The sequence below is a fragment of the Streptomyces canus genome (assembly GCF_030816965.1).
Taxonomy (GTDB): Bacteria; Actinomycetota; Actinomycetes; order Streptomycetales; family Streptomycetaceae; genus Streptomyces; species Streptomyces canus_E.
The window spans coordinates 4095104-4119177 of the sequence record NZ_JAUSYQ010000002.1 but is presented as its reverse complement, the minus strand read 5'-3'; the positions used below and the strand labels follow the sequence as shown (position 1 = coordinate 4119177).

Annotated in this window: 16 protein-coding genes; 6 read left to right on the top strand and 10 right to left on the bottom strand. The window is 70.9% G+C overall.

Going from position 1 to position 24074, the window contains the following annotated elements; translation table 11 throughout:
- Positions 1 to 9 precede the first annotated feature (9 nt).
- Positions 10 to 1035 carry a glycosyltransferase family 2 protein gene (locus QF027_RS19705; RefSeq protein WP_307075956.1) on the top strand — a complete coding sequence of 342 codons (1026 nt, stop codon included), beginning with the start codon at positions 10 to 12 and terminating at the stop codon, positions 1033 to 1035.
- A gap of 30 nt (positions 1036 to 1065) precedes the next feature.
- Here QF027_RS19705 and QF027_RS19700 read toward each other — a convergent pair whose 3' ends face one another.
- The 6 genes from QF027_RS19700 to QF027_RS19675 form a co-directional block, all read right to left on the bottom strand.
- Positions 1066 to 2697 carry an LCP family protein gene (locus QF027_RS19700; protein ID WP_373432421.1) on the bottom strand — a complete coding sequence of 544 codons (1632 nt, stop codon included), beginning with the start codon at positions 2695 to 2697 and terminating at the stop codon, positions 1066 to 1068.
- A 63-nt stretch (positions 2698 to 2760) separates the two neighbouring features.
- Positions 2761 to 4494, bottom strand: coding sequence for an LCP family protein (locus tag QF027_RS19695; protein ID WP_307075954.1), 1734 nt, complete (start codon positions 4492 to 4494; stop codon positions 2761 to 2763).
- A 160-nt stretch (positions 4495 to 4654) separates the two neighbouring features.
- Complete coding sequence (locus QF027_RS19690) at positions 4655 to 6256, bottom strand: LCP family protein (RefSeq protein ID WP_306980412.1); 1602 nt, start codon at positions 6254 to 6256, stop codon at positions 4655 to 4657.
- 98 nt (positions 6257 to 6354) lie between these two features.
- Positions 6355 to 8100 carry an LCP family protein gene (locus QF027_RS19685; protein ID WP_307075952.1) on the bottom strand — a complete coding sequence of 582 codons (1746 nt, stop codon included), beginning with the start codon at positions 8098 to 8100 and terminating at the stop codon, positions 6355 to 6357.
- Positions 8101 to 8253: 153 nt separating this feature from the next.
- The gene (locus tag QF027_RS19680; RefSeq protein WP_307075950.1) at positions 8254 to 9438 is read right to left on the bottom strand and encodes an LCP family protein; all 1185 of its coding nucleotides are present in this window, start codon (positions 9436 to 9438) and stop codon (positions 8254 to 8256) included.
- 119 nt (positions 9439 to 9557) lie between these two features.
- The gene (locus tag QF027_RS19675; RefSeq protein ID WP_307075948.1) at positions 9558 to 10292 is read right to left on the bottom strand and encodes a TIGR03089 family protein; all 735 of its coding nucleotides are present in this window, start codon (positions 10290 to 10292) and stop codon (positions 9558 to 9560) included.
- Positions 10293 to 10421: 129 nt separating this feature from the next.
- Here QF027_RS19675 and QF027_RS19670 point away from each other — a divergent pair, with 129 nt between their 5' ends.
- On the top strand, positions 10422 to 11942 hold the full coding sequence (locus QF027_RS19670; RefSeq protein WP_306980420.1) for a peptidoglycan recognition protein family protein: 1521 nt from the start codon (positions 10422 to 10424) through the stop codon (positions 11940 to 11942).
- A 159-nt stretch (positions 11943 to 12101) separates the two neighbouring features.
- Positions 12102 to 13184, top strand: a complete 1083-nt coding sequence (locus QF027_RS19665; protein ID WP_306980423.1) for a nucleotidyltransferase family protein — start codon at positions 12102 to 12104, stop codon at positions 13182 to 13184.
- Positions 13185 to 13450: 266 nt separating this feature from the next.
- On the opposite strand, the gene QF027_RS19660 is transcribed toward QF027_RS19665, so the two are convergent.
- The 4 genes from QF027_RS19660 to QF027_RS19645 all read right to left on the bottom strand — a co-directional run bounded on the left by QF027_RS19660 (position 13451) and on the right by QF027_RS19645 (position 17779).
- Positions 13451 to 14458 (bottom strand): DNA-3-methyladenine glycosylase family protein, encoded by a 1008-nt coding sequence (locus QF027_RS19660; protein WP_306980425.1) that lies wholly within the window; start codon positions 14456 to 14458, stop codon positions 13451 to 13453.
- 120 nt (positions 14459 to 14578) lie between these two features.
- Positions 14579 to 15889, bottom strand: a complete 1311-nt coding sequence (locus QF027_RS19655) for a coenzyme F420-0:L-glutamate ligase (RefSeq protein ID WP_373432501.1) — start codon at positions 15887 to 15889, stop codon at positions 14579 to 14581.
- Positions 15890 to 16275: 386 nt separating this feature from the next.
- On the bottom strand, positions 16276 to 17235 hold the full coding sequence (gene cofD, locus QF027_RS19650; RefSeq protein WP_307075946.1) for a 2-phospho-L-lactate transferase: 960 nt from the start codon (positions 17233 to 17235) through the stop codon (positions 16276 to 16278).
- A gap of 34 nt (positions 17236 to 17269) precedes the next feature.
- Positions 17270 to 17779 carry a cysteine dioxygenase gene (locus QF027_RS19645; protein WP_306980428.1) on the bottom strand — a complete coding sequence of 170 codons (510 nt, stop codon included), beginning with the start codon at positions 17777 to 17779 and terminating at the stop codon, positions 17270 to 17272.
- Between the two features lie 700 nt (positions 17780 to 18479).
- Between QF027_RS19645 and QF027_RS19640 the strand changes: the two genes are divergently transcribed.
- The 3 genes from QF027_RS19640 to QF027_RS19630 all read left to right on the top strand — a co-directional run bounded on the left by QF027_RS19640 (position 18480) and on the right by QF027_RS19630 (position 24061).
- Complete coding sequence (locus tag QF027_RS19640; protein ID WP_003990679.1) at positions 18480 to 18743, top strand: WhiB family transcriptional regulator; 264 nt, start codon at positions 18480 to 18482, stop codon at positions 18741 to 18743.
- 183 nt (positions 18744 to 18926) lie between these two features.
- Positions 18927 to 22583: a glycosyltransferase family 2 protein gene (locus QF027_RS19635; RefSeq protein WP_307075944.1), complete on the top strand. Its 3657-nt coding sequence runs from the start codon at positions 18927 to 18929 to the stop codon at positions 22581 to 22583.
- The gene (locus tag QF027_RS19630) at positions 22580 to 24061 is read left to right on the top strand and encodes a DUF5719 family protein (protein WP_307075942.1); all 1482 of its coding nucleotides are present in this window, start codon (positions 22580 to 22582) and stop codon (positions 24059 to 24061) included. The genes QF027_RS19635 and QF027_RS19630 overlap by 4 nt, the downstream gene beginning before the upstream one ends.
- Positions 24062 to 24074: the final 13 nt, after the last annotated feature.

Genomic DNA, 24074 nt, shown 5'->3' with positions numbered 1-24074 from the left:
GAGCCCCCTATGAACGCCAAGCCCGACGTGCAGCTCCCCGCCGTATCTGTGATCATGCCCGTCCTCAACGAGGAGCGGCATCTGCGCGGAGCCGTCCAAGCGATCCTCGCGCAGGAGTACGCCGGCGAGATGGAGGTCGTGATCGCCCTCGGTCCGTCCATGGACCGCACGGACGAGATCGCGGCTCAGCTCGTGGCAGAGGACTCCCGCGTCCACACCGTCCCGAACCCCACCGGCCGCACGCCCGCCGCCCTCAACGCCGCGATCAAGGCCTCCCGCCACCCGATCGTCGTCCGCGTCGACGGGCACGGCATGCTCTCGCCGAACTACATCGCGACCGCCGTACGGCTCCTGGAGGAGACCGGCGCGCAGAACGTCGGCGGCATCATGCACGCCGAGGGCGAGAACGACTGGGAGCGCGCGGTCGCCGCCGCGATGACCTCGAAGATCGGTGTGGGCAACGCGGCCTTCCACACCGGTGGCGAGGCACAGGCGGCCGAGACCGTCTACCTCGGTGTCTTCCGGCGCGAGGCGCTGGAGCAACAGGGCGGCTACAACGAGGAGTTCATCCGCGCCCAGGACTGGGAGCTCAACTTCCGGATCCGTGAGGCGGGCGGGCTGATCTGGTTCTCGCCGGAGCTCAGGGTGTCGTACCGCCCGAGGCCGAGCGTCAAGGCCCTCGCCAAGCAGTACAAGGACTACGGCCGCTGGCGGCACGTCGTCGCCCGCTACCACGAGGGCTCCATCAACCTGCGCTACCTCGCCCCGCCGACCGTCGTGTGCGCGATCGCGGCCGGAATCGTGGTCGGTGCCGCGCTGACCCCGCTCGGCTTCGTCGTCCCCGGCGGCTACCTCGCGGCGATCGTCCTCGGCTCGCTGCCCGCGGGCAAGGGGCTCCCGCTGAAGGCACGGCTCCAGATCCCCGTGGCGCTCGCCACCATGCACATGTGCTGGGGCTACGGCTTCCTGACCAGCCCGCGCTCGCTGGCCAGGCGGGTCATCGCCTCGCGGCGGCCCGCGGTGCTGAAGGTGTGAAGGGGGTGCCCCTCTCCGGGGCACCCTCGCTCACCAGGTGAAGTCCGGGTTCACATGCATACAGGCCGTGTCGTCCGCGCCGTTGAGGGCCTCCGCGGTCTTCGGGGTCGTGTCGTCCTGCTTGGGTGCCTTGTACGTCGTACCCTCGCGCCAGTCGGTGCCGACGACGAGGGTGACCCCGGAGACGTCCGTCGACTTCTTCACCGAACTCATGGGGATTCCCAGGGACTTGGCGACCGCCTGGGCGTCGCCCTCCAGTTCGGCGCTCGGGTAGCGCACCAGCGTCGTCGCCTCGCTCAGGGACCCCGTCCGGTCGGAGACCGCCTTGTCGTAGCCCTTCTCCACCAGCAGTCCGGCCACCGCGCTCGCGCGGCCGCTCGTCGCGGCCAGGGCGCTGGTGCGGGTGCCGTTCTGGACCAGGATCCCGATCTCGTCCTTCGCGGCGGCCGGGTCGTCGGAGGCCGCCTCGGCCTTCTCGGCGGTCGCCTTCTTCGCGTCCTTGCCGTCCAGCGCGATGTCCTCGCGCACCAGCCGGAAGAGCTGCTCGGCGTCCTCGGTGGGCTCCACCCGGACGCCCACGTACCGGTTGGGCATCGTGGTCATGGTGATGCGCTCCGGCTCCACCTTCCGCAGCTCGTTGCTGAGGTCGTAGAGCTTCTTCACGGTGCCGAGCCCCGAGTCGACCGTGACCGCCCGCGTGGCCTGCTCGGCGAGCTTGCGCAGCTTGTTCGGGCTGCTCAGGGTGGCGTTGGCGCGCAGCTCGCGGACCATCGAGTTCATGTACATGTGCTGGGCCTTGGCGCGCGCCAGGTCGCTGCCGTCCTCGAAGCCGTAGCGGGTGCGCAGCCACTGAAGGGCCTGCTCGCCCTTGATGGGCCGGGTGCCCTTCTTCAGCTTCAGGCCGGAGCCGTGCCCCTGTCTGTCCCGCGAGTCGATGTTGGCGTCCACGCAGACCGGGACGCCGCCGATGGCGTCGGCCATGGACACCACGCCCGAGAAGTCGATCATCATGAAGTGGTCGATGTGGATACCGGTGAGCTCCTGCCAGGTGGCCACCGTGCAGCCCGGGCCGCCGTGGCCGAGGCTCTGGTTGGTCATCGCCCGGCCGTCGCTCGCCGCGTACACCTTGCCGTCGTCCGGATCCGTGCACTTGGGGATCTGCACGAGGGTGTCGCGCGGCATGCTGACGACCGAGAGGTTGCTGCGGTCGGCGGACAGGTGCACCAGCATCTGCACATCCGCGAGCGGAGTGGCACCGAACGTCTCCTTGGCGCCGCCCAGCTTCTGGTTCTCCTCGTTGTCCCGCGCGTCGGAACCGATGATCAGGATGTTCAGCGGGGTCTGGCCCGCCGCGTTCGGCGTCGGCTCGGCGACCTTGTTGTCGCCCAGGTTCAGCTCGTCCTGCTCGATGTTGGAGTTCAGGTGCCGGTAGTAGAGGTAGCCGGTCCCGGCCACCGCGAGTATCAGCACCGCGAGCGTCGTCGCGGACCATCTGAGCATCCGGTGCTTGCGCGGCGCCCTACGACTGCCGCGCCCGGATTCCGCCTCGGTCCCCGGCGCGACTTCCTGCACGCTGTATTGCGTTGTCAACGTTTCCGTCCTCCCCGCCCACCCCACCGGACCCGCACGCCGTGCGACGGGCCCGCCGCACGTCTTAGACATACGACGGGCCCGTGAGGTTGCCCTACGAACCTGTGTGAGACCTGGGGCCTGCCTCGGGGGACCTCAGCTCGCGCACTGCGCCTTGTCCGCCGTGGACTTGTCCACGCCCGGTGCGGCCGCCGTGGAGGAGTTGAGCTTCACGCCCGCGCCCTTGAAGTCCTTGCCCAGGGTGAGGGTCATGGTGGGCAGGCCCTGGGAGTTGGTGACGCTCTTGCCGGGCTTCAGCGCCGAGCCGGACAGCCCCATGATGTCCGCGAGGCGGCGCGCCTGGTCGGCCTGGTCGGGGGCGTACTCCAGGGTCGTCTTCGCCAGCGCCGCCTCGGCGTTGCCCGCGTTCTCGGACTTGGTCACGCCCGCCTCGGTCTGGAGGTAGGAGAGCTGCTGCTGCGCGCTGCCCCCCGCCGCACCGCCGTTGAGGATGCGCACGCGGACGTCGGAGGCGGTTGACTTGGTGCCCTTGAGCCGGGCCGCGACTTCGGCCTTCTCCTTCTTCTCCTGCGCCTTGACCTCGGTGAAGGAGACGTCGTTGTTGATCGCGTCGACGACCTGCGGAGCCTTCGACTCGTCGACGACCACTGTCACCGGGGTCGACTCGGCCGGGTTGTCCTTGACCGGGATCGTCATGAAGGTGATGTTCTTCGTCGGCACCTTCTTCAGCTCCAGGGCGATGTCCTTGAGCGTGCCGACCTTGCCGATCGCCTCGTCCACGGTCAGGGCGTTGGTCGCGGCCTCCGCCAGCTTCAGCAGCTTGGCGGGGCTGGTGAGGGTGTCGCCGGAGGTCATCTTGCGCATCAGCGAGCCCAGGAACTGCTGCTGCACCTTGATCCGGTCCAGGTCGCCCTTGTTGCCGAAGGCGTGCCGGGTGCGCACGAAGGCGAGGGCCTGTTCGCCCTCCACCGTCGACTTGCCCGCGGGCAGGTCGAGCTTGGACTGCTTGTCCTTGACGGCCTTCTCCACACAGACCTCGACCCCGCCCACCGCGGAGGTCAGGGTCTTCACCGCGTTGAAGTCGGCCATCACGAAGTGGTCCGGTTTGATCCCGATGGCCGCGTCGACCGTGCGCATCGTGCAGCCCGCGTCCCGGCCGCCCTGGCCGAGGCTCGTGTTGAACCGGTCGTTCTCCGTGCCCGGGACGATGTCCTGGGTGCCGTCCTCCTTGTTGGTCTCGCAGTCCGGCACATCCACGATCAGGTCGCGCGGGATGCTCAGCGCGGTCGCGTTCGTCCGGTCCTTGGCGACGTGCAGCAGGATGGTGGTGTCGGCGTGGCCCACGCTGCCCGCGTCGCCGTAGCCCCCGTTGCCCTCACCGGTGCGCTTGTCGGTGCCGATGATGAGGATGTTGAAGGCCTCGTCCTTGCTGAAGGTGCTCGCGGCCGCGTCGCCGACGTCGGTCGTGCCGACGTTGCCCTCGAGGTGCTTGAGGTAGAAGTAGCCCGTCGTGGCACCGGCGACCAGGACGAACGCCATCGTGCCGCCGGTCCACAGCAGGGCCTTCTTCGCCTTCGACTTCTGCTTGACCGGCCGCCGTCCGCGCCGCCCCGGCAGCGGCTCCTCGGGAGGCGCGCCCCGGCGCCTGCGCGGTGGCGGTACGTCCCGGCCGGGGGCCAGGGGGGCGGTCGTACGACTGCGCGGTGCACCCGTCCTGCTCGGCGAGGGCGCGGCCCTGCGCGGACCGGGAATGCCCGACTGCGGTGCGGAAGGGCTCAGTCGCAGTTCGTATTCACCGGTGTTCGGATTGAGCACCCACTGGTCTGCGGGGTCGACGTCGTCCGCCCGCCCACGGCCTTGTGCGTCCACGGTTGTCCGAATCCTCCGTCAGGGCCACGCGGCGATCGCTGGATTGCTCACACTATCGGCCCGGTTGGGCCTTGAGCGACGTGAGTTGTGCCCGTGCCGATTCTGTAAGTATGTACGTACGCCCGGACCCCTCCGTTCGAACCCCGGGCGTCCCGTTCGACTACCAGCGGTAGACCCAGTACACCTCCATGCACTGACCGGTGTCCGAGCCGTTGATGGCGTCCGAGTTGGCCGGCAGATCACCGGCCTTGGCCTCGGACTGCTTCGGATACGCCGTCCCGGTACGCCAGTCGGCACCCACGACGAGGGTGACCCCGGAGACATCGGTCGACTTCTTCACCGAACTCATCGGGATTCCCAGGGACTTGGCGATGCGCTGGGCGTCACCCTCCAGGTCGGCGCTCGGGTAGCGCACGACCGTCCGGTCCTCGGAGAGGCCCGCCGTCGCGTCCTTGGACGCCTGCGAGAAACCTTTCCTCACGAGCTCCTCGGCGATCGTGCCGGCGCGTCCGCCCACCGGGCCGAGGGTGGCGGTCGCCGTCGCGTTCTGCACGAGGACGCCGATCTCGTCGTCCGGCGCGGAAGGGGGTTTGGTGGCCGCGACGGTCTTCTTCCCCGCCGGGGCCTTGCCCTTCTTGTCGAGGGGCACGTCGTCGCGGAGCATCTCCCACAGTTTGTCCGCGTTCGCGCCGTCGGGTACCACGTGGACCTTGTTCTGCGAGTCCTGGACGTTCGGCATCGTCACCGAGGTGATGCGGTCCGTCGGCACCGACTTGAGCTGCATGCCCAGGTCGTAGAGCTTCTTGACGGAGCCGATCTCCTCGGACACCTTGAGGGACTTCGTGGCCGCCTCGGCGAGGCCCATCAGCCGCGGGGTGTCGGTGAAGACGTTCTGCCCCTTCAGTGTCCGGATCATCGAGTTCAGGTACATGTGCTGGGCCCTGGCCCGCATCTGGTCGCTGCCCCAGGCGTGCCGGGTGCGCAGCCACTGCAGGGCCTCCTTGTCCTCGACCTTGTGCGTGCCCGCCGTCATCTTCAGCCCGGAGCCGCCGGGCGCCTCGGCCGTCGGGTGGTCCCACACGTTCTGTTTCACACAGACGGAGACGCCGCCGATGGCGTCCGCCATCCTCACCACGCCCGAGAAGTCGATCGTCATCCAGTGGTCGATGTATATCCCGGTGAGGTTCTGCCAGGTGGCGAGCGTGCAGCCGGCGCCGCCGCGTGCCAGGGAGGTGTTGATGATGTCGTTGGTCGGCGGGTACTTCTTCCCGGTGTCCGGGTCCTCGCACCTGGGGATGTCGACCCGGGTGTCGCGCGGGATGCTCACCATGGCGGCGCTCTTGCGGTCCGCGGACAGGTGGATGAGCATCTGCACGTCGCCCAGCGGCGGGTTGCCGCGGTTGTCCTTGCTGCCGCCGAGCTTCACGTTCTCGTCGGAGTTACGGCTGTCCGAGCCGATCAGCAGGATGTTCAACGGCGTCTGCCCGGCCGCGTTGGCCTCGGCCTTCCGCGCCTTGGAGTCACCGCTGCTGCGCTCTCCCTTGCGGATGTTGCCGTTCAGATGCTCGTAGTAGAGATATCCCGCACCGGCGCTGCCAAGTATCAGCACCGCGAGCGTGGTCGCCGACCATCTGAGCACCCGGTGCTTGCGCTGGGCCCTGGCCCGCCGCCGCCCGTGCCGCCCGGGTCTGTCCGGACCGGGCCCCTCGGCGGGCCGTACGTCCGGCCGCGCCCCCTCCTCGTGCACACTGCTGTGCGCCATCCCCTGTCTCCCCACCCTCATGCAGAACGAACGAAAAGACCTGCCGTACGACTGGTTAGACGCACGACAGGCCGCTTAGGTCACCGCGGAGCCGACTCTCACTTGGCGCACTCGACCTTGTCGGCCGTGGACTGCTGCACCCCCTCGGGTGCCTTCGTCGCCGTGGTGAAGGACACCCCGGCGCCCTTGAAGTCCTTGCCGAGGGTGAGGGTCATGGTGGGCAGGCCCTGGGAGTTGGTGACGCTCTTGCCGGGCTTCAGCTGGGCCCCGGACAGGCCCAGGATGGCCGCGAGCCTGCGTGCCTGGTCGGCCTGGTCGGGGGCGTACTCCAGCGTGGTCTTGCTCAGCGCCACGTCCGCGTTGCCCGCGTTCTCCGACTTCAGTACGCCCTCTTCGTTCTGGAGGTACTCCAGCTCGGCCTGCGCGCTGCCCGCCACCGCACCGCCGTTGAGGATGCGCACCCGCACCTCGGACGCGGCCGACTTGGTGCCCTTGAGCCGGGCCGCCTCCTCGGCCGCCTCGGCGCTCTTGGACGCGCTGGCCTTCTTCTTGACCTCGGTGAACGACACGTCGTTCTTGATCATGTCGAAGACGGTGGGGGCCGTCGCGTCGTTGGGGACGACCGTCGCCTTCACCTTCTCCGTCGGGTTGTCGACGACCGGCACGGTGGTGAACGTCAGGTTCTTCACATTGAGCTTGCCCAGCTCCAGACCGAGGTCCTTCAGCTTGCCGATGCTGTCGAGCTGCGAATCGACGGTCAGCGCCTTGGTGCCCGCCTCGGCCAGCTTCAGCATCTTCGCCGGGTCGGTGAGCGTGTCGTTCGACTTCAGCTTGCGCATCAGCGCGCTCAGGAACTGCTGCTGGAGCGTGATCCGGCTCAGGTCACCGCCGAGGCCGACCGAGTGCCGGGTGCGCACGAAGGCGAGAGCCTGCTCGCCCGAGATGCGGTGCGTGCCCTTCGACAGCTTGAGCTTGGAGTCCTTGTCGTCGATGTCCTTCGCCAGACAGATCTCGACCCCGCCGACCGCCGTCGTCAGCGTCTTGACCGCGTTGAAGTCGGCCACGATGAAGTTGTCGGCCTGGATCCCGGTGAGCTCGGTCACGGTCCGCACCGTGCAGCTGGGCGTACGGTCGGCCTGCCCGAGGCTCTTGTTGAAGCGGACGTTGTCCGTGCCCGGGATGACCTTGGTGGTCCCGTCCGCCTGCGTGGTCGGGCAGTCCGGGATGTCGACGATCAGGTCGCGCGGGATGCTCAGCGCGGTCGCGTTCGTCCGGTCCTTCGAGACGTGCAGCAGGATCGTGGTGTCCGCGTGCCCGACGCTGTCCTTGTCGCCGTAGCTCTCGTTGCCCGCGCCGGTGCGCTTGTCGGTGCCGATCAGCAGGATGTTGATCGCCTTGTCCGACTGGAAGCCGCCGGTGCTCGCACCGTCGTCGGAGACGGAGGTGATGTTGCCGTTCAGGTGCCGGATGTAGAGATAGCCGCCGCCCGCCGCCGCGACCAGCACGAACGCCATGGTGCCGCCGGTCCACAGCAGGGCCTTCTTCGCCGTCGACTTCTTCTTGACCGGCCGGCGCCCACGGCGCCCCTGCAGCGGCTCCTCGGGCGGCGCGCCCCGCCGCCTGCGCGGCGGTGGCACTGCACGGCCCGGCGCCACGGGACTGGCCGTACGACCGGCGGGGGCGCCCGCCCTGTTCGGGGAGGGCGCGGATCTACGGGGACCGGGAATACCCGACTGCGGTGCGGAAGGGCTCAGTCGCAGTTCGTATTCACCGGTGTGCGGGTTGAGTACCCACTGGTCTGCGGGGTCGATGTCGCCCGCCCGCCCACGGCCTTGTGCGTCCACGGTTGCTGAATCCTCCGTCGGCCGGATGCACCGGAGCGCTCACACTAGCCGCCCGATTCGCCGACAGGTTACGACGGTGACGAATTCCACGCCCCTACAACCGGGCAATCCGCCCATTTGCTCGGACACCGGTTCGCCGCCTTGGGAAACGCTTTACCCGCAGCTGTTCTCGGCGGCCGTGTTGCCGCGGAAGGTGGGCGCTCCGCTCTCGTTCTCAGATTCCCCATAGGGTTCTTCATCATGAGAATGTTCTGAGAACTTCGGGGCTTTCTCCGTCACCTTCACCGGCGCATCCTTGCGCAACCGTTCGAAAAGTCGCCTGGCCTCGGGTTCCGCGAGTTGATCACGATTGGCGTCGTCGACGTACGGCTCCCGCGGCACGGTAAGGAATTGCACACGCTCCGTGGGGATGTGCCGCAGGCCGCGCGCGAGTTCGTACAGCCCGCGCAGACTCGCCAGATCGGGATCGGTGGTGAGCGAGGAAGTCGCCGCGTCCAGCACGGGATAGAGCTTCACCGGATTCAGCAGTACGTCATTGCTCTGCACCTTGTGGACGAGCGCCCCGAGAAAACGCTGCTGACGGTCCATCCGCTCGGTGTCGCTGCCGTCGCCGAGGGACTTGCGGGCCCGCACATAGCCGAGCGCCTCCTCGCCGTCCAGCGTCACCCGCCCCGCCGGAAGCCGCAGCTTGGCCGCCTTGTCGTTGATCGGTTCGTCCAGACAGACCGTCACTCCGTCGACGGCGTCCACCATGTCCTTGAACCCATGGAAGTCGACGACCATGTGATGGTCCACGCGAATGTTCGTGAGTTTCTCGACGGTTCGGATGGTGCAGGCCGAACCGCCCTTCTGGAAGGCGCCGTTGAACATCGTGAACGCGGGCTCGCCACGGGTCCCGTCCGACCCCAGACAGGCCGGCACCTCCACCATCAGGTCCCGCGGCAGCGACACGGCCGTCGCGGTGCGCCGTCCGGCGGACAGATGCAGCAGGATCGTGGTGTCCGACCGCTCGGTCCCCGAGTCCCGCCCGTACCGCGCGTTCTCGTCCCCCGACCGTGAGTCGGACCCGATCAGCAGAATGTTCTGCGCGTCCTTGACGAGCGAGGTGGGCCGCTCCTTCTCGTACCGGGCGAGCTCGGCGGCGGCCGCGTCGTCCGGGGTGATGTTCCCGTCGAGCTTGGCGTAGAGGGCCCATGCGGCACCGGCGGCGGCGGCCACGGCCACGGCGACGGCGAGGCCGGAACCGCGCAGCCACCGCCGCCGCCGGCGGCGTATGAGCCCGTCACCGCCGGCCGACGCCCCGAGGCCGGGTCCGAGGGCGCGAGCGCTGTCGATCACGAGTCGGCCCACCCCTCATGGCGTACGAATCTGTACTTACGACCATGACGCGGACCGGTTCCCGAGGGCGGCCGGTACTGCTCCACTCGGGTGACCGCACCCGGCGCTCGGCCGTCCGGTCATCGACGAACGGCCGTGACCCGCTCGCTCTCGATCCGCTTGGCGAGCCCCTCCTCGCCCAACCGCTCCAGATGACGGCACAGCACCACGGACCCCCCGGTGGCGAGCGCCCCGTACAACCCGGCGTTCAACCCGTCCCACGTGTCGTACGGCAACCCCGACAACACGCGATCCCCCGTCCCCTCGGCCCGAGCCCGCTCGACGACCTCCGCCGCGCTGAACTCCCGCCCCGCCACGATCAACGCGGGCTCATCAGGGTCCAACGGGGCGAACGGAACAAACCGGTCCCCCTGTCCCGGTACCTCCACGGCGTAGTCCACGAAGCCGTCCGGCGTCTGCGGAAAGCGCCCGCCCAGCGGACGCAGGGCCAACGCGACCCGCTCCCCGGAACACGCCCGCGCCGCCTCCAGGGCGTCCGGCCCGCTCACGACCACGTCGGCCGCGGCCGGATCACCGCCGACATCCGCGACCACCCCCACCGATGCGCAGGCCAGCAACCACACCGCCGTCTGCCAGTGCGCGGGCAGCAACAGCGTCACCCGGTCACCGGGCGCCGCGGCGAGGTCGCCCTGGAGGAGGTTCGAGGTCTTGGCCACCCAATTGGCGAAGGTGGCCACAGACAATTCGACACGTTCGCCCGTGGCGTCGTCGTAGAAGGTCACCAGGGGGCGTGCGGGATCCGCGGCGAGCGCGGAACGCAGCAGGTCGGCAGGGGTGCGATCGGTGGCGTTCATCCGCAGAAGCGTACGCGGGCACGCGGCCGGACGCCCCCGAGCGGGGCCACCGGTTCGGCGCAACAGCACCCGACGGACCGTCAGTTTTCGGATGGACAGATTTATATGACTATGTCCAGGATCGGGAGCATGCGTGGACTACTTGCTTCCTCGGTCGGCGTCACCTGCGCGGCCGCCCTCGCCCTGTCCCTCACCTCGCCCGCGGTCGCGGCGAGACCGGTGTCCCCGGCGGCCGTGAGACCGGCGTCGGGCGCGGAAGCCCCCGGCAGCACCCAGTCGCTGCCCCTCGCGCCCCTGGCCTCCCGCGACTTCACCCTCGCCCCGGCCGACGAACAGGGCCTGCCCCGCCGGGACGTACGGCACTTCTCCCTCGCAGGCGTGATCTGGGACGACCCGGACACCGAGCTGCACGGCCGCGTCCAGATCCGTACCCGTGCGGCCGGCACCGGCACCTGGTCCGGCTGGCAGGACCTGGAGGCCCACAACGACGACACCGCCGACCCCGGCGCGGCCGAGCGCAACTCCGGCCGCGTCCACGGCGCCACGGCACCGCTGTGGGTGGGCGACTCGGACGGCGTGGAGGTGAGGGTCCGGGCCGAAGACGACCGCAGGGCCGAGGACATGGCCCGCGGCTCCCGTACGGTGACCACGACCGCTCCTCTCCCGAAGGGGCTGCGTCTGGAACTCGTGGACCCGGGGGAGAGCGCACCGGCGTCCGCCCGGCGGGAAGCCGCGGCGGCAGACGCCCCCCACCGCGCCGTCGCACCTCGCTCCGCCCCCACCCCCGAACCGGCCGAAGCTCCCGCCACGATGGACACGCCCGCCCCCACCCCCGAACCGGCCGAAGCTCCCGCCACGATGGACACGCCCGCCCCCACCGCCGAACCGCCCGAAGGCGCCGCCGCGATGGACGCGTCCGCCGCCAACGCCGGTCTGGCCGCTCCCGGCGCCATCGAGATCCCGGCGCTGAACCGGCAGCAGACCGAACAGGAGCTGTTCGCCCTGCGCGCGGGGGAGTTGACGGAGAGGCAGCGGGCGAAGCCGTACATCGGACCGCGCCCGCGCATCGTCACCCGGCGCGGCTGGGGCGCCGACGAGGGGCTGCGGGAGCGGAAGTTCGTCTACACGAAGAAGGTCAAGGCGGCCTTCGTGCACCACACGGCGTCCGGCAACGGGTACCGCTGTACGCAGGTGCCCTCGCTCATTCGCGGTATCTACCGCTACCACGTCAAGAGCATGGGCTGGCGTGACATCGGCTACAACTTCCTCGTCGACAAGTGCGGAAACATCTACGAGGGCCGGGCGGGCGGCGTGGCGAGGCCGGTCCTCGGCGCCCACACCCTCGGATTCAACAGCAACAGCGTGGGGATCGCCGTCGTCGGCAGCTACGGCTCCAAGAAGCCGCCCGCCGCCGTGACGAACGCCGTCGCGCGGCTCGCCGCGTGGAAGCTCGGCCTGTACGGCGCGAATCCGAAGGGGAAGACGTATCTGAAGTCGGGCGGTGGCAACCGCTATCCGAAGGGTAGGAAGGTTCGACTGAACGTGATCTCCGGCCACCGGGACGGCTTCGCCACGGAGTGCCCCGGACGGAAGCTCTACCGCAAACTCGGATCCACCCGCACGACAGCTGCCCGTCTCCAAGGTCGTTGACGGTCGCTGAGGACCGAGGAGAGTTCGTACCACCCGTTTCACCGCCGTCGGGGGGCAGGCGCGAATGCCGCACGGCCACCGAAGGTGCCGCACAACGGTCTGCATACACTGGCCGGTCGAACAGTTCGGGCCGGTCCCGGCAGGAAGCGGAGACAACAGGTGACAGAAGCGATCCTCCTGGTCGGCGGCAAGGGCACGAGACTGCGCCCCCTCACGGTCAACACCCCGAAGCCCATGGTCCGCGCGGCAGGCGTCCCCTTCCTCACCCACCAGCTGGCCAGAGCGAGAGCGGCGGGCGTCGACCACATCGTCCTCGCCACCAGCTACCTCGCGGAGGTCTTCGAACCGCACTTCGGCGACGGCTCCTCCCTGGGGCTTCACCTCGAGTACGTCACCGAGGTGGAGCCCCTCGGCACGGGCGGCGCGATCCGCAACGTGGCCGCCCGTCTGCACTCCGCCCCCGACGAGCCGGTCCTGGTCTTCAACGGCGACATCCTGACGGGCCTGGACATCAGGGCGCTGGTGCGCACGCACGAGACAACGGGCGCGGACGTCTCCCTGCATCTGACGAAGGTGACGGATCCGCGGGCCTACGGACTGGTCCCCACGGACGAGACGGGCAGGGTCCTGGCGTTCCTGGAGAAGCCCCAGACCCCGGAGGAGATCGTCACCGACCAGATCAACGCGGGGGCGTACGTCTTCCGCCGCTCGGTCATCGACACGATCCCGCGGGGCCGCCCGGTCTCGGTGGAGCGCGAGACCTTCCCCGAACTCCTGTCGGCCGGAGCCCACCTCCAGGGCATGGTCGACTCGACGTACTGGCTGGACCTCGGCACCCCCGCCGCCTTCGTCCGCGGCTCGGCCGACCTGGTGCTGGGCCGGGCCCCGTCCCCCGCGGTGCCCGGCCGCTGCGGCGACCGCCTGATACTCCCCACGGCCAGGGTCGCCCCGGACGCGAAACTGACCGACGGCACAGTGGTCGGCGAGGGCGCGTACATCGCGGAAGGTGCCAGGGTCTCCGGCTCGACGATCCTTCCCGGCGCAGTGGTCGAACCGGGTGCCGTCATCACCGACTCCCTGATCGGCACCAGGGCCCGCGTCGGCGAACGCTCGATCCTCACCGGCACGGTCATCGGCGACGGCGCGATCATCGGCGCCGACAACGAACTACGGGACGGTGCGCGAGTCTGGTGCGACGCGAAGATCCCGGCGGGAGCGGTCCGCTTCTCATCGGACCAGTGACGAGGGGTTTCCGGCGCGGGGTGTGGGGGGCGTCACCTGTTGAGGCGGGATGCCGGCTGTTGAGGCCGGTCCGCTTCTGTCGGCCCGTCCGGCGTCTGAGGACGAGGCCCCTTCAGGGCTGACGGGGTCCCGGGCGGAGTCCCGGCGGGGGGGTGCAGGGGGCGGAGCCCCCTGTGCCGGGCCGAAGGGGCGGCAGCCCCTGGAGATGGGACGGGTAGGGGTAGCGGGGGCGAAAACCGTGACGGCAGCCCCCACCCGCCGCACCGTCACAACCGCCCGATGTCCCCCCGAGTCATCCGCGGCGCCCGCCGCCCCGGAACCCGCCCACTCAAAAGGATCAGCCGAGCCGCCCGATGCCGCTGCCCCGCATACGGCTCCAGCAGCGACAACATCGCCGCATCATCCGCATCCCGGTCCCCCGCCAGCGCGAACCCCACGATCCCCGGCAGATGCAGGTCCCCCACGGTCACCGCATCCGCCGCCCCATGACTGCGCTGCACCACCTCCGCGGACGTCCACGGCCCCACCCCCGGCACCACCTCCAACCGAGCCTGCGCAGCCGCCGGAGACATCCCCACCGCCTCCTCCAGCCGCGCAGCCACCCGCACGGCCCGCAGAATCGTCGAGGCCCGTTTGTTGTCCACCCCGGCCCGATGCCACTCCCACGACGGAATCAACGCCCACGTCCGGGGTGACGGCATCACCCACAACCGCCCACCCGCCGCAGGCCCCGGCGCCGGCTCCCCGAACTTCCGCACCAGCAACCGCCACGCCCGATACGCCTCATCGGTCGTGACCTTCTGCTCCAGCACGGAAGGAATCAACGACTCCAGCACCAGCCCGGTCCGCGTCAGCCGCAGCCCCGGCCGCCGATGCCAGGAATGAGCCACCACCCGATGCCGGGGCACGAAGACAGAAGGATCGTCCGCGGCCCCGAGCAGCTCCGGCAACCGCGAGAGCAGCCACTCACCCCCGGGCCCCCACGCCTCGCCGCGCACCTCACCGCCGTACACGCAGACCCGCAGGGTCCCGGGACCGACAGGCGTACGACTGGCCCGCCACACAGACCCGTCCGGAAGAGCCCGGAACGTGGGGTCCCCGGGCCCCCGCCTGAGCGCCCCGAGCACCAGCCCGAGATCGACGGGCCACCCCGGCGCCCACTTCCGCACCAGCGGAGCCTCGACCCGCGGCACCTCCCGCCGCGCGGCGGGCACGACGACCTCCCCACCGCGCACGGTCGTACGCGTGGGCCGGGGAGCGAAACGTCCTGCCACGAATGAAATCCTGGGATATGAGAGGAACCGGAGCCGGGGTACGAGAGGAACCGGAGGAAGCCCTACGAGACTAGGCGCAAGCCGAGGCCCACCACCGCACCTCGACGAAACGGGCGCACATCACCGCACCTCGATGAAACTCCCCGCGTCCCGATCCGGCCGCGGCCGAGGCTCCTCCGCCGGATGCCCCACCGCAACGGCCCCCATCGGATCCCAGTCCTCCGGCAGCCCCAGCACCTCCCGCACCACATCGCGGCAGAACATGGTGGACGACACCCACGCCGACCCCAGCCGCTCCCCGGCCAGCGCGACGAGGAAGTTCTGCACCCCGGCTCCCGCGGCGACGACGAACATCTCCCGCTCGGCCGCGTCGCGCCGCACATCGCCGTACGTGTGCGACCCGTCCATCACCAGACAGGGCACGACGAGATACGGCGCGTTCCGCAGCACGTCCCCGCGCCGCACCCGCTTGGCTATGGAGTCCTCGGACTTCCCGTCCCGCCGCAGATCGGAGATCCAGGCGTCCCGCATGGCGTCCAGCAGCCCGGTCCGCGAGGCCTCGGACTCCAGCAGCACGAACCGCCACGGCGTCGTGTGATGCGGCGCCGGCGCGGTGACGGCCGCGGCGACGGCCCGTCGTACGGCTCCGGGGTCGACGGGCTCGTTTGTGAAGGCCCGTACGGTACGGCGCTGGGTGACCGCCTCCCGGACTGCCTCCGAGGTTCCCAGCCGGAACATGTCGTCGCGCGCGGGACGCACCATGGCCCGCGCCCCCTCCCCGTGCTCCTCACCCACGATGTGTGCCAGCCCGCGCACGACGGCGACGGGGAGACCGGCGGCCTTGCCCTTGACGAGATCACCGGCGGCGGCCAGTTCGTCGGCCGTCGCCACGACGGTCGCGCTGAGCGGATTGCCGTACGCGTCCGTGCCGCCCCGCAGATCGTCCAGCACCCGCACCCCGGCGGCCCCGATCGCGACATCGGTGAGCCCGGCGCGCCAGGGCCGCCCGAAGGTGTCGGTGACGACGATCCCGACGTCGACCCCGAGGGCGTCCCGCAGCCCCTCCCGGATCGCCCGCGCCGACGCGTCCGGGTCCTCGGGCAGCAGCAGCACGGTCCCCGAAGGGGTGTTGGAGGCGTCGACCCCGGCGGCGGCCATCACGAGCCCCTGGCGGTTCTCGACGATCCTGAGCGCCCCGCGCCGCGCCACGATCCGTACGGTCTCGGCATCGATCGCGGCCTCCCGGTCGCTCGCCTCGACGACCCGCCCCTCCGCCTTGGACACGATCTTCGAGGTGACGAGCAGCACATCCCCGTCGACCAGCCCCGGTTCGGCGGCAGCGATCAGCTTGGCGAGGTCGTCCCCGCGCGCGACCTCGGGCATACCGGAGACAGCCCACACACGGAAACCGTCCCCCGCGATGTCCTTCACGGACTCATGGCCCGACGAGTTCACCGTGCCGTCTGCTGTCCCGTGGCCGGGCGGGTTCGTGGTGCTGCCTGCCGTTGCCTGGCCGGGCGGGTTCGTGGTGCCGTCTGCTGTCCCGTGGCCGGGCGGCGTCGTGGTGCTGCCCGCCGTTCCCTGACCGGACCGGTTCGCTGCCTTGCCCGCTCTCCCATGACCGGACCCGTCCCCCGTGCTGCCCATCGACCCACGACCGGACCCGGTCACCGCGCCCCCCGCACTCCCGGGCCCGTCGCTCGCGGCCATGTCGTCGTTCACCGGCCCGTCGCCGACGGCATGCGCGTGGCCCCGGCTCCCGGCCACCGCTCCCGGTGCCTCCCCCGGGCCCCGTGCCTCATCCGACACCTCGCCGCTCAAGCTCCGCGCACCTCCTCCGCCAGCTCCAGCGCCTCCTGCGCCATCCGCGCGGTCGCGTCCAGGTCGGTCATCATCAGGGGTACGGCCCGGCAGCGGATGCCGGCCGACGCGATCCGCTCCACCGCTCCGGCGTCCACGGTGTCGACGAGCCAGCCGTCCAGCAGCCCCGAGCCGTAGTGCTCGGCGACCGCCGCGGCCGTGGACTCGACGCCGACCGCCGCCAGCACCTTGTCGGCCATGCCGCGCACGGGCGCGTCCCCGACGATGGGGGACAGGCCCACCACCGGCACCCCGGCCTCGGCGATCGCCTCGCGGATGCCGGGCACGGCGAGGATCGTGCCGACGGACACCACCGGGTTGGACGGCGGGAACAGCACGACGTCCGCCTCCGCGATCGCCTCCAGCACCCCCGGCGCCGGCTTGGCCTGCTCCGCGCCCACGGGCACGACCGCGTGGGCCGGAACCGACGCCCGCAGCCGCACCCAGTACTCCTGGAAGTGAACGGCCTTGCGCTCGCCGTCGACCTCCACGGCCACATGCGTCTCGACCCGGTCGTCGGTCATCGGGATCAGCCGCACCCCCGGCTTCCACCGGTCGCACAGTGCCTCGGTCACCGCGCTCAGCGGATACCCCGCACCGATCATCTGCGTCCGCACGATGTGCGTGGCGAAGTCCCGGTCCCCGAGGCCGAACCACTCGGGCCCGACGCCGTACGCCGAGAGTTCCTCCTTGAGGTGGAACGTCTCGTCGGCCCGCCCCCAGCCCTGCTCCTCGTTGATACCGCCGCCGAGCGTGTACATCACCGTGTCGAGGTCCGGGCAGACCTTCAGCCCGAAGAGGTGGATGTCGTCCCCGGTGTTACCGATGACCGTGATGTCCGCGTCCGGCGCGGCCTGCTTCAGACCACGCAGGAACCGGGCACCGCCGATGCCGCCTGCCAGAACCACAATGCGCATGGGAGCAAGTCTTACAGGCGGGTACGACAACGCGTCATGCGGTTACGACGTCCACCTCGTCGTGGGTCTCGCGGGCGGTGCAGGCGGTGTGCATCGGCATCTCGGTCAGCCCCGGGTAGTAGACGTGCAGACTCACCGCCGGCTCCAGCGCGTCGTTGACGACTTCGTGCATGTACCCCGGCGCGAAGACCCGCTGTGCCCCCGCCCCCAGCGCGCGCGTGCCCCGCTCGGTGCGCTCGGTCAGCGTGCCCTCCAGGACGGTGAGGACCCCGGAGGAGCGGCCGTGGTCGTGCAGCCCGCTGCCCTGACCGGGGACCCAGGACAGCAGCCACACCTCGTAGCCGGGTCCGGTACGCAGCCGGTGGTACCAGCGGCTCGTGGCGTCGTACTGGACGAGGTGCGCCCACTGTGAGCGGTCGGCGGCGATGGAGCGTGCCAGGCCGACGAAGTCGGCGACGGTGGCCGGGTGCTCGCTGGGGGCCTGGAGGAGGTGCGGGACCTCGAGGAGGTCGCCGGCGATCTGGAGGTCGTTGTCGCTGTTCATGGGGTGCGATGGGTCCTCGGCGAAGAGTGTGGGGGCTGGCTGGGTGTCGCGTACCGTCCGCCCGGGTCACGGGAAGACAGGAATGCCCGGGTGCGGGCGGGGAACAAGCAGCCGAGTCACGGTGGACTCAGGAGCAGCCGGAGCGCGTTGGGCTCAACAGCTGGAACAGCAACAACAGCTACAGCGAGCGTGGGCAGCACCATGGGACCCGGCCGTGCGGGTCGAGGTGAGTGCCAAGTTCGCGAGCATGCCCACAAGGACAGCGGGTCACACGTTCACTGTCAACTCGACACCCGGGAAGTGGGACATGTTTCACCTCATCCGGTCCATCTCCCTGATGAAAGGTTTGTTCACGCGTCTACCGGGACACATGGCGCACAACCGGGCGCACGGGCCGCGACTTCGCACGACTTCCACGGCGCACACGGAACGAGTTCGAACTGATGGGCGTCCTTCCCCGTACAGGTCCGAAAGGGCCGGCACGGCTCGGCAGCCCTTTCGGGTCCCGTCTGCTTGTCAAGGTTTATGCCGATTTGAACACTTTCTGCAAGGCCTTGGTTCCGCAGAGTGAATAAGGGGCTCAATAGCAGATCTCGGCTTGACTCGCCCGGAGCAGCACACTTGTAATTTCACTCGTGTCGTTCAGCCGAAATCGGTAACGGCCGTCACACGGGGACGCGAAGACAGACGAGGGGCGCACATGACCGAGCTGGTGCAGCAACTGCTGGTCGACGACGCGGACGAGGAACTCGGCTGGCAGGAGCGCGCGCTGTGCGCCCAGACCGACCCCGAGTCCTTCTTTCCCGAGAAGGGCGGCTCCACCCGCGAGGCCAAGAAGGTCTGCCTCTCCTGCGAGGTCCGCTCCGAGTGCCTCGAATACGCCCTCGCCAACGACGAGCGCTTCGGCATCTGGGGCGGCCTGTCGGAGCGCGAACGCCGCAGGCTGAAGAAGGCCGCAGTCTGACGCGGGGCACGCTTTGCCGCCCTCTTCGTACGCAACCGAACGGCCCGTCGCACGTGGGTTATCCACAGGCGGCGGGCCGCCGTCTTGCCCAGCCGATAGTGTGGGCGCTCGTCCGAGACGCCTCGCCGCCCCCTCAGGGCACAGGCGCCCACCGCAGTCCACCGAACCGGGGCCCGTACCTCGATGTCCGTGCACAGCCACACGGCAGCCCAAGATCACGCTGCCACTCCTGAGTTCCCGCGTCATGTGGTGACCGCGGTGCTCGTCTCCCACGACGGCGCCCGCTGGCTGCCCGACGCGCTCGCCGGGCTGCTCGGCCAGGAGCGCCCCGTGCAGTTCGCCATGGCCGCCGACACCGGCAGCGCGGACGACTCCGCGCAGCTGGTCACCGACGCCCTCGGGGCCGACCGGGTCCTGCACCTCGCCCGGCGCACCGGCTTCGGCCAGGCCGTCGAGGAGGCCGCCCGCACCGCTCCCGTGCTGACCCCGGACGAGCTGCCGTATCTGAAGCGTCCCAGCGGCTGGGACCCGGTCTCGCGCACATGGCGCGACGACGCCTACGACCTGCCGGAGCTGCCGCACGGCGAGCCGGTCCAGTGGCTCTGGCTGCTGCACGACGACTGCGCCCCCGAGCCCGACGCCCTGGCCCAGCTGCTGCGCGTCGTGGAGAACGAACTGGAGCTCGGCCGGGACGACGTCGCCGTCGTGGGCCCCAAGCTCCGCGGCTGGTACGACAAGCGGCAGCTCCTGGAGGTCGGCGTCTCCATCGCCAACTCCGGCCGCCGCTGGACGGGCCTGGACCGCCGCGAACAGGACCAGGGCCAGCACGACCACGTCCGGTCCGTGCTGTCCGTGTCCACCGCGGGCATGCTGATCCGCCGCGACCTCTTCGAGCAGCTCGGTGGCTTCGACCGGCGACTGCCCCTCATGCGTGACGACGTCGACCTGTGCTGGCGCGCCCAGGCCGCCGGCCACCGCGTCCTCATCGCCCCCGAAGCCGTCGTACGCCATGCCGAGGCGGCCTCCCGGGAGCGCCGTACCGTCGACTGCGCGGGCCGCACCACCGCGTCCCCGCACAAGGTCGACAAGGCCGGAGCCGCCTACACCCTGCTCGTCAACGCGCGTACGGCCGCGCTGCCCTGGGTGCTCGTGCGCCTGGTCCTGGGCACCCTGCTGCGGACCGTCGCCTACCTCGTCGGCAAGGTCCCCGGACAGGCCCTCGACGAGATCCGCGGCCTCCTGGGCACCCTGCTGCGGCCCGAGCGGATCATCGCCGGGCGGAGCAAGCGGGGCACGCCGGTCGTCGACAAGGACGAACTCAGGCAGCTGTTCCCGCCGCCCGGCGCGACCGTCCGGGCCACCGTGGAACAGGTCGCGGGGAACTTCTTCGGCGGTTCCGACGCCGAGGCCTCCGCGGCCGGACGCCATGGCGGAGGCATCGAGTCCGGGCCCGGCGGCGACGACGCGGACTTCCTGGAGATCGAGCAGTTCGCCCGCCTCAAGCGCGTCGCCCGCAAGCCGGGACCGGTGCTCTTCCTGGCGCTGCTGCTCGTCGCCCTGGTCGCCTGCCGCAATCTTCTGGGGGGCGGCGCGCTCGCGGGCGGCGCCCTGCTGCCCGCCCCGGCCGACGCGAGCGAGCTGTGGTCGCGCTACGCGGACGCGTGGCACGCGGTGGGCGCCGGTGGCACCCCGTCCGCGCCGCCGTATCTGGCGATCATCGCCGCGCTGTCCTCCGTACTGTTCGGCTCGACCGGTCTCGCACTGACGGTCCTGCTGGTCTGCTCGGTGCCACTGGCCGGCTTCACGGCCTACTTCGCCTCCCGCCCGCTCGTCGAGTCCCGCCTCCTGCGCGCATGGGCGGCCGTCGTCTACGCCTTCCTGCCCGCCGCCACCGGAGCCCTCGCCGGCGGCCGCGTCGGTACCGCCGTCCTCGCCGTCCTGCTGCCGCTCATCGCGCGCGCGGGCGTCGTGGCCGGCGGCCTGACGAACACCACGGGCACGCGCGGCAGTTGGCGCGCCACCTGGGCGTTCGCGCTCCTGCTCACGATCACCACCGCGTTCACGCCGATCATCTGGCCGATCGCGCTGATCCTCGGCATCGGCCTGCTGGTCGTGCGCCGCGCCGACATCACCGCCTACGGCCTGCGCTTCCTGGCCCAGTTCGGCACCCCCCTGCTGGTCCTCGCCCCCTGGTCGCTGACGCTGCTCCCGTTCGGCTTCTTCGAGCAGGCGGGCCTCGCGTACGGCTCCTCGGCCGCCACCGCCCTCGACCTGCTCGGCGCGAGCCCCGGCGGCCCCGGCACGGTCGACGGGCTGATGCTCATCGGCGTCGTGCTGGCAGCCCTGGCCGCCCTGCTGCGCACCGAGCGGCAGTTCGGCATCTGGACGGCCTGGGCGGTGGCCCTGGTGGGCCTCGTCTTCGCGGCCCTGTCCAACGACTCGACCTGGGCGGGCCCCGCCACCCTCGTCTACGGCCTCGCCCTGCTGGCCGCCGCCGTGCTCGGCGCCGACGGGGCACGCGCACGCGTGGCCGAGCAGAGCTTCGGCTGGCGCCAGCCGGTCGCCGCCCTGATCGCCTTCGCCTCCGCCGCGGGCCCGCTGCTCGTCGCCGCGGGCTGGATGATCGGCGGCGCCGACGGACCGCTGGAGCGCCGCGACCCCGTCCAGGTGCCCGCGTTCGTCGCCGAGGAGAGCGGCACCCGCGACCAGGCCCGCACCCTCGTCCTCGACAGCGACTCCGCGGCGCACGTCGGCTACATGCTGGTGCGCGGCTCCGGCGCCCGACTCGGCGACGCCGAACTCGCCGCGGCCGACGGCGAGAACGACAAGCTGGACAAGGTCGTCGCCAACCTCGTCGCCGGCTCCGGCGCCGACCAGGCGAACCAGCTCGGCGGCTTCGCCGTGCGCTACGTCCTCGTCCACAAGGGCGCGCCCCGCGAGGTCACGCGCGTGCTGGACGCCACGCCCGGCCTGACCCGGCTCAGTCAGCAGGACGGCAGCGGACTGTGGCGGGTCGACCAGGAGGTCGCGCGCGCCACCATCGTCGCCAAGTCCGGTTCGGGTACCGCGCAGCCGGTGGCCGCGGGCCCCGTGGACATCCACACCACGGTCCCGCCCGGCGCCGACGGCAGGATCCTGCGCCTCGCGGACACCGCCGACGAGGGCTGGACCGCCACCCTGGACGGCAGGCCGCTGACCCGCACCACCGTCGACGGCTGGGCCCAGGGCTTCGAGCTGCCCGCCTCCGGCGGCAAGCTGGACGTCACCTTCGACGATCCCTTCATCCACACCCTGTGGCTGTGGATCCAGGGCTTCCTCGCCGTCGTCCTCGTGGTCATGGCCCTGCCCGGCCGCCGCCGCGACGTCGACGACGACCTCCCCGAGGAGCCGTCGGTCCCCGCCCAGGCCGTGGCGGGCGAGGGCCGCCGCGCCCGCCGTCTGCGCGCCCAGGCCGAGGAGGCCATGCGCCCCGACGACGTCCCCCCTCCTCCGCAGGAGGCCCCCGCCGCGGTCCCGCATCAGCAGTCCTACGGCGACTGGGAAGCCCCGACCTACGCGAACGCCGAGTACGGCACCTACGGCGGCGAGCAGTACCAGGACACCGCCCAGCAGTACCCGGCGGGCGGCTACGACCAGCAGCCCTACCAGGCGGACCCCTACCAGGGCGGCCAGTACGACCCGTACGCCTACGGCGGCCAGGACCAGCAGGCGTCGTACGACCAGACGTACGGCGGCCAGTACGAGCAGCAGTACGACCAGGGCTACGACCCCGCGTACGACCCGGCGCAGCAGCACCCGGACTCCACCGGCAGTGAGCGCCCCGACGGGAGTCAGCAGTGAACCGCACCACCGTGTCCCTCATCGCCGGCACCGCCGCGCTCGCTGCCGTCACCGGGTTCGCCACGCTCAGCTCACCGCAGGCCGCCGGCACCGCCAGGACGGCCGCCGAGCTGCCCGTGGAGCGCACCAGCCTGCTGTGTCCGGCGCCGAGCACCTCCGACATAGCGGAGACGTCGTACACGTCCTTCACGCCCGTCACCAAGGACGCGGGCAGTGGCGGCAAGGCCGAACTCCAGGCGGCCGCCGAGGAGTCGTCGGACGGCAAGAGCGCGGGCAAGAAGGCCTCCAAGCCGGTCCTCGACCCCGAGGAGCCCGGCAAACCCGCCACCGGAGAGACCTCCGGCGGTGACGCGCAGGCCCTCGTCGGCACCGCCGAGGGGAAGTTCGCGCCCGGCTGGACCGTCCAGGAGACCACGAAGGTCGCCGCGGGCTCCGGACGCGGGCTGCAGGGCGTCAACTGCTCCGCCCCCGACACCGAGTTCTGGTTCCCGGGCGCGAGCACGGCCGCCGACCGCACCGACTACGTCCATCTGACCAACCCCGACGACTCCGCCGCCGTCGTCGACATCGAGCTCTACGGCAAGGACGGCGCCCTGGACTCCACGCTGGGGGAGGGCATCACCGTCGCGCCGCACTCCAGCGACCCGATCCTGCTGTCCACGCTCACCGAGGAGAAGCAGGAGAACCTCACCGTCCATGTGAACGTCCGCAGCGGGCGCGTGGGCGCGGCCGTGCAGGCTCTGGACGACAAGCTCGGCGGCGACTGGCTGGCCGCGTCGACGGACCCGTCCGGCAGCCTGGTGCTGCCCGGTATCCCGAAGGACGCCACCGCCGTACGCCTGGTCGCCTTCACGCCCAGCGACTCCGACGCAGACCTGAAGGTGCAGCTCGCGTCCCCCTCCGGCCTGATCACCCCCGCCGGGAACGAGACGCTGCACGTGAAGGCGGGCATGACCGCCTCGGCCGACCTCGGCGACGTCACACGTGGGGAGGCCGGTTCGCTGGTCCTGACCCCCACCGACGCATCCGTGCCGGTGGTCGCCGCCCTGCGGGTCGTCCGCGGCAAGGGCGACAACCAGGAGACGGCCTTCATCCCGGCCACGCGTCCGGTCGGCACGCGCGCGACGGTCGCCGACAACAGCGCCAAGGGCAGCACGCTCTCGCTGACCGCCCCCACCCGGGCGGCCACCGTCAAGGTCACGGCGTCGGCGGGCAGCGAGGGCGGTGAGGCCGTCTCGAAGACGTTCACCCTCAAGGCGGGAACCACAGAGAACGTGGAAGCCCCCACCCCGACCGGCCTCAAGGGCACGTACGCCCTCACGGTCGAGCATGTCTCAGGGGGCCCGGTCTACGGCGCCCGCACCCTGGCGGCCACCGCGGACGGAGTGCCGGGCTTCACCATCCAGGCTCTCCCGGACGACCGGGGCATGGTGGCGGTGCCGGAGGCGGACCAGGACCTGTCGGTGCTGCAGAAGTAGCCCGGGGCGATCC

What these genes read in the sequence shown, in the direction of transcription:
- QF027_RS19675 (WP_307075948.1), bottom strand. Translation starts at nt 10,292, where the DNA reads ATGAACGCCACCGATCGCACCCCTGCCGACCTGCTGCGTTCCGCGCTC.
- QF027_RS19635 (WP_307075944.1), top strand. Translation starts at nt 18,927, where the DNA reads ATGTCCGTGCACAGCCACACGGCAGCCCAAGATCACGCTGCCACTCCT.
- QF027_RS19705 (WP_307075956.1), top strand. Translation starts at nt 10, where the DNA reads ATGAACGCCAAGCCCGACGTGCAGCTCCCCGCCGTATCTGTGATCATG.
- QF027_RS19640 (WP_003990679.1), top strand. Translation starts at nt 18,480, where the DNA reads ATGACCGAGCTGGTGCAGCAACTGCTGGTCGACGACGCGGACGAGGAA.
- QF027_RS19690 (WP_306980412.1), bottom strand. Translation starts at nt 6,256, where the DNA reads ATGGCGCACAGCAGTGTGCACGAGGAGGGGGCGCGGCCGGACGTACGG.
- QF027_RS19700 (WP_373432421.1), bottom strand. Translation starts at nt 2,697, where the DNA reads ATGTCTAAGACGTGCGGCGGGCCCGTCGCACGGCGTGCGGGTCCGGTG.
- QF027_RS19670 (WP_306980420.1), top strand. Translation starts at nt 10,422, where the DNA reads ATGCGTGGACTACTTGCTTCCTCGGTCGGCGTCACCTGCGCGGCCGCC.
- cofD (WP_307075946.1), bottom strand. Translation starts at nt 17,235, where the DNA reads ATGCGCATTGTGGTTCTGGCAGGCGGCATCGGCGGTGCCCGGTTCCTG.
- QF027_RS19645 (WP_306980428.1), bottom strand. Translation starts at nt 17,779, where the DNA reads ATGAACAGCGACAACGACCTCCAGATCGCCGGCGACCTCCTCGAGGTC.